The 6,050-nt window shown below is 68.8% G+C and carries 6 protein-coding genes; 2 read left to right on the top strand and 4 right to left on the bottom strand.

Going from position 1 to position 6,050, the window contains the following annotated elements; all coding sequences use genetic code 11:
* Together Q1N79_RS15355 and Q1N79_RS15350 are read right to left on the bottom strand one after the other, a co-directional pair.
* Nucleotides 1–2,001 (bottom strand): ABC transporter permease (locus Q1N79_RS15355; protein ID WP_300609660.1); only part of this gene is annotated, 2,001 nt, incomplete at its 3' end.
* Nucleotides 2,002–2,023: 22 nt separating this feature from the next.
* Nucleotides 2,024–3,241 (bottom strand): ABC transporter substrate-binding protein, encoded by a 1,218-nt coding sequence (locus Q1N79_RS15350; protein ID WP_300609658.1) that lies wholly within the window; start codon nucleotides 3,239–3,241, stop codon nucleotides 2,024–2,026.
* A 438-nt stretch (nucleotides 3,242–3,679) separates the two neighbouring features.
* On the opposite strand from Q1N79_RS15350, the gene Q1N79_RS15345 reads away from it, so the two are divergent.
* Entirely contained in the window at nucleotides 3,680–4,471 is a 792-nt protein-coding gene (locus Q1N79_RS15345; protein WP_300609656.1) for an NYN domain-containing protein, read from the top strand.
* Here the strand turns inward: Q1N79_RS15345 and Q1N79_RS15340 are convergent.
* The gene (locus Q1N79_RS15340; RefSeq protein WP_300609654.1) at nucleotides 4,414–5,109 is read right to left on the bottom strand and encodes a 2,3-bisphosphoglycerate-dependent phosphoglycerate mutase; all 696 of its coding nucleotides are present in this window, start codon (nucleotides 5,107–5,109) and stop codon (nucleotides 4,414–4,416) included. The genes Q1N79_RS15345 and Q1N79_RS15340 overlap by 58 nt on opposite strands.
* Nucleotides 5,110–5,215: 106 nt before the next feature.
* Here Q1N79_RS15340 and Q1N79_RS15335 point away from each other — a divergent pair, with 106 nt between their 5' ends.
* On the top strand, nucleotides 5,216–5,677 hold the full coding sequence (locus Q1N79_RS15335) for a TetR/AcrR family transcriptional regulator C-terminal domain-containing protein (RefSeq protein ID WP_300609652.1): 462 nt from the start codon (nucleotides 5,216–5,218) through the stop codon (nucleotides 5,675–5,677).
* Here Q1N79_RS15335 and Q1N79_RS15330 read toward each other — a convergent pair.
* Nucleotides 5,661–6,050: hypothetical protein (locus tag Q1N79_RS15330; RefSeq protein WP_300609650.1), on the bottom strand; the 390-nt coding region annotated here is incomplete at its 5' end. The two genes, Q1N79_RS15335 and Q1N79_RS15330, sit on opposite strands and share 17 nt — an antisense overlap.

Genomic DNA, 6,050 nt, shown 5'->3' with positions numbered 1-6,050 from the left:
GAGGGTGCGGAGCCTGGCCAGCGGCGACCCGGAGGCAGGCGGCCCGCCGGGCCCCGCGGCGGCCGCGCGCATGCGCGCCGCCCGGCGCTTCCAGTACGCGGTGCCCGCGATGCCATCCGGGTTCGCGACCAGGGTGACGAGCAGGCCGACCGCGCCGATCAGCTCCGCCCAGTTGCCGCTCAGTCCCCACCAGGTGTCGAACGCCTGCGGGATCAGGCCCTGAGTGGCGCCGAGCCCGGCGAACAGCGCGCCCGTGATCATCGTGATGCCGCCGAAGTAGGCGTAGGCGATGATCACCAGCGAGTTGATCGTGCTGAACAGGTCCGAGCTGACCGTCTCGAAGTTGTAGGCGTACAGCGCGCCGCAGACGCCCGCGATGAGCGCGGACACCATGAACGCGGTCAGCTTGACCTGCCGCACGTTGATGCCAGCGGCCGCGGCCGCGCGCTCGTTGGAGCGGACGGCGAGCATCTTCTGTCCCATCGAACCCCGCCTGATGGCCGCCACCAGCAGGCAGAGCAGGATCAGCACGACGAGGACAACCCAGCCGAAGACAGGGCTCGGCACCTCCCCGTCCAAGCCCCGGTAGGACGCCTCTGGCGACAGGTTCAGGCCGAGGACGTGCAGCGGGTTGACCGGCGAACCGTTGTTCCCTTCGCCCCAGGCCGCGTTGCCGAAGCCGAAGTTCTCGATCGCGTACATGCCCGCCAGCGTGACCACGGCCAGGCTGACCCCTCTGACCCGCAAGCTCGCGACCGCGGTGAGGAAGCCGACGATCAGCGCGCAGCCGATGCCGATGAGCGGCGCGAGCGGGAAGTCGCCCCACACGCCGCCGACGTGCAGCAGCATGTCCGACATCGCGTAGCCGGTAACGCCGGCCAAGCCGACCTGGACGACCGAGATCTGCCCGACGAAGCCGATCACCACCACCAGCGACAGGCAGATCATCGCCCCCAGCATGGAGTTCACCAGCGCCTGCCGGAACTCATACGGGAAGACGATCAGCAGCACGACGCCGACCACGAGACCGATCACCGACCAGCGCACCAGGTTGCCCGGGCGCGGCGCGAGCGGCATCCGTTTTTCTGTTACCTCGCCTCGCGCGGTCACCTTCGAACCGCGCCAGGCCATGGCGATCGCCACCAGGATGAAGAACAGCAGTTGGGGAAGGCCGTTGATCGGGGTGCCCTCGGACTGCGGGAACCAGCTCAGCGACGACCAGTAGGTGAGCAGCGACGACAGCGCGCCCATCAGCAGGCCGGCGAAGCATGCCACGCCGAGCGAGCTGAACCCGGCGAACAGCGCGGCACCGAGCGCGGGCACGATCTCCAGCGGCAGCGATTCGGTGTTCAGCGTGATCAGCGGCGCGACGAGGATGCCGAACGCGCCGGCCATGACGCTGGCAATGAGCGAGTTCGTCAGCGACAGCCGCCGTGGCGACACCCCGGCGTACATAGCGTGCCGCTCGTTTTCCGCCGCCGCCCTCGTCGACAGGCCGAACTGGGTGAAGCGGTACAGCGCCCACAGCCCGACCCCGAGGGCGATCGCGATCCCGGTGAGGATCATCCGGTCGACCGGGACAACGGCCCCGAACAGGTGGAACACGCTGCTTGGCAGGACCGAGGTCGGGGACAGCCCGCTGTTGCCGTAAGCGAGCGCGATGATCGACTGCGCCAGCAGCAGCAGGCCGAGCGAGGCCGCCAGCTTGGCCAGCGGTGAACTGCCGCGCAGCGGCCAGAACAGGCCGAACTCGATGATCGTGCCGATGATGGCGACGAAGGCGAGGACGATGATGAAGGCGAGCCACCAGGGCGGGTGGAAGCCCAGCACGCCGGCGTTGTTCACGCTGTAGAACAGGTAGCTGCCCACCATGGCCATGGCGCCCATGGACAGGTTGATGGTGCCGGACCCCCGGTAGAACACGACCACGGACATGGCGAGGGCGGCGATAAGCGCGCCCTCGCCTAGCCCGAGGACCGCGAAGAGCAGGATGTTCTGCACTGATCGAGATCCTTATGGTCGGTTAGTTCGTCCAGCCCTCGAGCAGCTTCCACTGCCCGTGACCCTCGTACTGGTAGAACTGGTCGTAGTCGCTGCACGAGTTGGTGTCGGCCGGGTACAGCGTGCCGGTGCAGTTGATAGCGGTCGGGCCAAGCGGGAGCGCGCCGACATAGGACTTGATCTTGGCCGTGAGCGTCGCCGGGGAGAGCGAGGCGAACGGGATCTCGTTCATCATCTTGACCGCGAACAGCAGGCTGCCGAAGGCGACGCCGGAGAACGCGTTGGCCGTGTCCGTGGCCGACAGGCCGTAGGACTCGATCGTCTTGTAGTAGGCCGCGACGCCCGGGTCCGCCTGGGTCTCCAGGTTCGCGGTCGCCTCGCCGACGATCCAGTGCGGCAGGTCGCCGCCCTGGTAGGCCGTGGGTGGCAGGCTGTTGAACAGCGGGACCGACAGGGCCGGCTTGGTGTCGCCGATCTCGGTCATCGCCTTGGCGATCTCCGGGCAGTCGACGAAGCCGCAGTCAGGGATCTGGATCTGTGCCTGGTCCAGCTGCGTCGCCTGCGCGACCAGGTCGGTCGCCGTGTCCGGGTAGGGGATCATCGTGACCGTGAACCCGCTCGCCTTGGCCGACGCCTCGATGGCCTCGCTGATCGGCGCCGCGCCGGGGATGTTCTGATAGGCGATCGCGACCGTCGTGTCGGTCGGGAACTCCTTGCGCAGGAACGGGCCGAACGCGACCGTGGCGCTCGCGCCGCTGCCCTCGAGCTCGAAGACGTTCTTGCCGGTGTTGTCGGCCGAGTCGGCGGAGACCCCGACCAGCGTGGGGATCGTGCCGTTGACAACGCCGTACATCGAGGCGTTGCCGACCGCGTCGATGCCCTCGACGATCGCCTCGACGCCCTTGGTGTTGACCATCTGGTCACCACAGGTGGTGCCCTGCGCCTCGACCGCGGCGATGTAGCACTGGGACAGCTGGACCGGGTGGCCGTGCACGCCGCCGAGCGCTTCGTTGATGAACTTGACGGTCGCCTCGGCGGCGGCGGTCGCCTGGGGGAAGGACTCGTTCGGCGGGCCGCCCTGCTCTTCCACCCAGCCGAGCGTGACCGGGGACAGGCTCGTGTTGGCCGCGCCCGAGCCGCCGACGTACTGCTGGTAGTTGGTCACCGAGCCCGCGTAGGCGCTCGCCGCGGACGTACCCGCCGATGAGGGTGAGGGCACCGCGCTCGCCGTCGTGGGCACCGGCGCGGAACTTGAACTTGAACTTGAGCTTGAGCTGCAGGCCGTCACCCCTGCTAGCAGACAAGCGGCGACGGCGAACGCGCGCCACCGTGGGCCGGTTCCCCTCCACCGCCGTATTCCCGTCGAGCGCTCCATGGCACCGTTCCGCCTCTCTGCGGTATTACAGCCCTGTTTGCCAGACCTTCCTGCAGCCTGCAGGCATACGAAATTGATAGACCAATAAATTTGACATCAAGCTAGACCGCCGCATAAGGGGTGTCAACACCTCAATGCGGCCCTGAGCAGACGGTTTGCCCACCACAACGGCCAGTGCAGACCGTTTGTGGCTGCAGACAAATTTGCCTTAGTAACTATTTAGTCACGATTTGGCCGACATGTTTAACACGACACGCGGCGGACCCGCCCGGTGCGGCCGGCGGCGTGCTGTAGCGTGACCGCATGGCCAGCGAGAACACCGCCAGGCTCGCGGTGCTCATCGACGCGGACAACGCGCAGCCGTCGATCACCGAAGGGCTGCTCGCCGAGGTCGCCAAGTACGGCACCGCGCACGTCAAGCGTGCCTACGGCGACTGGACCAGCACGAACCTGAAGGGCTGGAAGGACCATCTGCTCGCGCAGTCCATCCAGCCCATCCAGCAGTTCGCCTACACCAAGGGCAAGAACTCCACCGACGCGGCCATGGTGATCGACGCCATGGACCTGCTCTACTCGGGGCGTTTCGACGGGTTCTGCCTCGTCTCCAGCGACAGCGACTTCACCCGCCTGGCCACGCGGCTGCGCGAATCCGGCCTGATCGTGTACGGGTTCGGCGAGCGCAAGACACCGAAGCCGTTCGTCGCGGCGTGCGACAAGTTCATCTACATCGAGAACCTCACGTTCGACGGCGGCGACGCCGCGGGCGCCGAGGCCAAGCCCGCGCGGAACGCCCCGGCCACCGCGGCGCAGCTCAGGGCCGACACCGCGCTGGTGAACCTGCTGCGCAACGCGGTGGAGGCGGCGTCCGACGACGAGGGGTGGGCGCCGCTGGCCGCGATCGGGAACATCATCACGAACCAGCGGCCTGACTTCGACTCCCGCAGCTACGGCTACGCCAAGCTGAGCGACCTGATCAGGGCGACAACGCTGTTCGTGATCGAGCGGCGCAGTCCAGGCGACGGGAAGCAGGCGGTCGTCTACGCGCGGGAGAAGCGCCGCCAGCCCGCGAGGAAAGCGGCGGAGTCGACTTCGTAGCGCAGCGGCGCGGCGTTCGGCACGGACAGCGCCGCCGACTCCTCGTCGCCGACGCCTTCCAGGTGCTTGACCAGCGCACGCAGCGTGTTGCCGTGTGACACCACGAGCACGCAGCCAAACGTGAGCAGGTCGGGGATGATCGCGTCGTACCAGTACGGCAGCAGCCGCGCCGTGACGTCCCGCAGCGACTCCCCGCGCGGTCGCGCCGTGGCGGGCAGCGCCGCGTAGCGGGGGTCGTCGTCGGGCGCACCGAGCGGCGGGCGCACGTCGTAACCGCGGCGCCAGCGCATGAACTGCTCCTCGCCCACCTCGGCGCGCACCTCGGCCTTGACCCGTCCCTGGACCGCACCGTAGTGGTTGGAGTTCAGCCGCCAGGACCTGCGCACCGGGACCCAGGCGCGGCCGCACGCCTGCAGCGCCAGGTCCGCTGTCGTGATGGCCCGGCGCTGCACCGAGGTGTGCACCACGTCAGGCAGCGGCCGGCCGTCCGCGAGCGCTTCCCCGGCGACAACGGCCTGCGCCGCGCCGCGCTCGCTGAGCCCGACGTCGATCCAGCCGGTGAACAGGTCCCCCGCGTTCCACTCGCTCTCACCGTGCCGCAGCAGCACAAGCAACGCCATCGTCGCGCCTCCGGTCACGACGATATGCGGGTCAGGCCGCCGTGCGGTGCCGGAACAGCCACGACGCCGCGGCGAAGGCCACGAGCAGGATGCCCGCGCAATAGCCGGCCGCCAGCCACGCCTCATGGTCCACCCCCGGAGGCTGATCGAGCGCCATCTGTGGATCACCCAGATGCCGATGGCGGCGCCCCCGGTGGCGCCGAACTCGCTGCTCTTCGTCGAGCGCGGGCTGGAAACCCTGGACGGGACAGGGCTGGCGGACGCCGACAAGCTCCGGGTGCTCGGCCTGCTCAGCTCCTACACGCTCAGCGAGGCCCGGATGGCCAACGACGCGGCGCGGGCGGCGCACTCGGCGGCCGCGGCCGGGGGCGGCGACGAGCCTGCCGCACCGTGGACGTTCGAGGCGCTGCTGCGGGAACTCGTCGACGGGAAAACGTACCCGCTGCTGTACGGCATCGCCTGGTCGGATCCGGCGCACGGCCAGCGGTCGGAGCGCGAGGAGTTCCTGTTCGGCATCGACCTGATCCTCGACGGCGTTCAGGCGCTCATCGACCGGCGCTCAGTCGTTTTCAACGATCGGGGATAGAAAACCACCGTTTAAGGTGGTTTTCTATCCCCGATAACCGCTGCAGGCCGTCCCAGGACCAGCGCGGCATGGGCAGGCCAGGCGGGACGTCGGTGTCGCGCGGGTGGGACAGCGCCACCTCGCCGACCGCCCACTCGATAAACGCGCGCAGCGCGGCGCGGAAGGCCGGGTCATCGGGCCAGCCGGCGTCATCGGCCGCCAGCATGAAGCAGTCCGCGAACCGCCGGCCGAGGTCGCTCATGTCCCCGCAGTCCGCGTGCAGCAGCACCACCGCGGACTGGTCGCCGCACTCCCCCGAGTACGATGGCGGGCCGCCCATGGTTTCCGCCAGGTACGCGGCGAGCCGCTGCACGTGCTGCGGATGCTGGCCGGG

The organism is Trebonia sp. (assembly GCF_030042015.1).
Lineage (GTDB): Bacteria > Actinomycetota > Actinomycetes > Streptosporangiales > Streptosporangiaceae > Trebonia.
The sequence above is the reverse complement of the archived record's forward strand: the minus strand, read 5'-3'. Positions and strand labels throughout refer to the sequence as shown.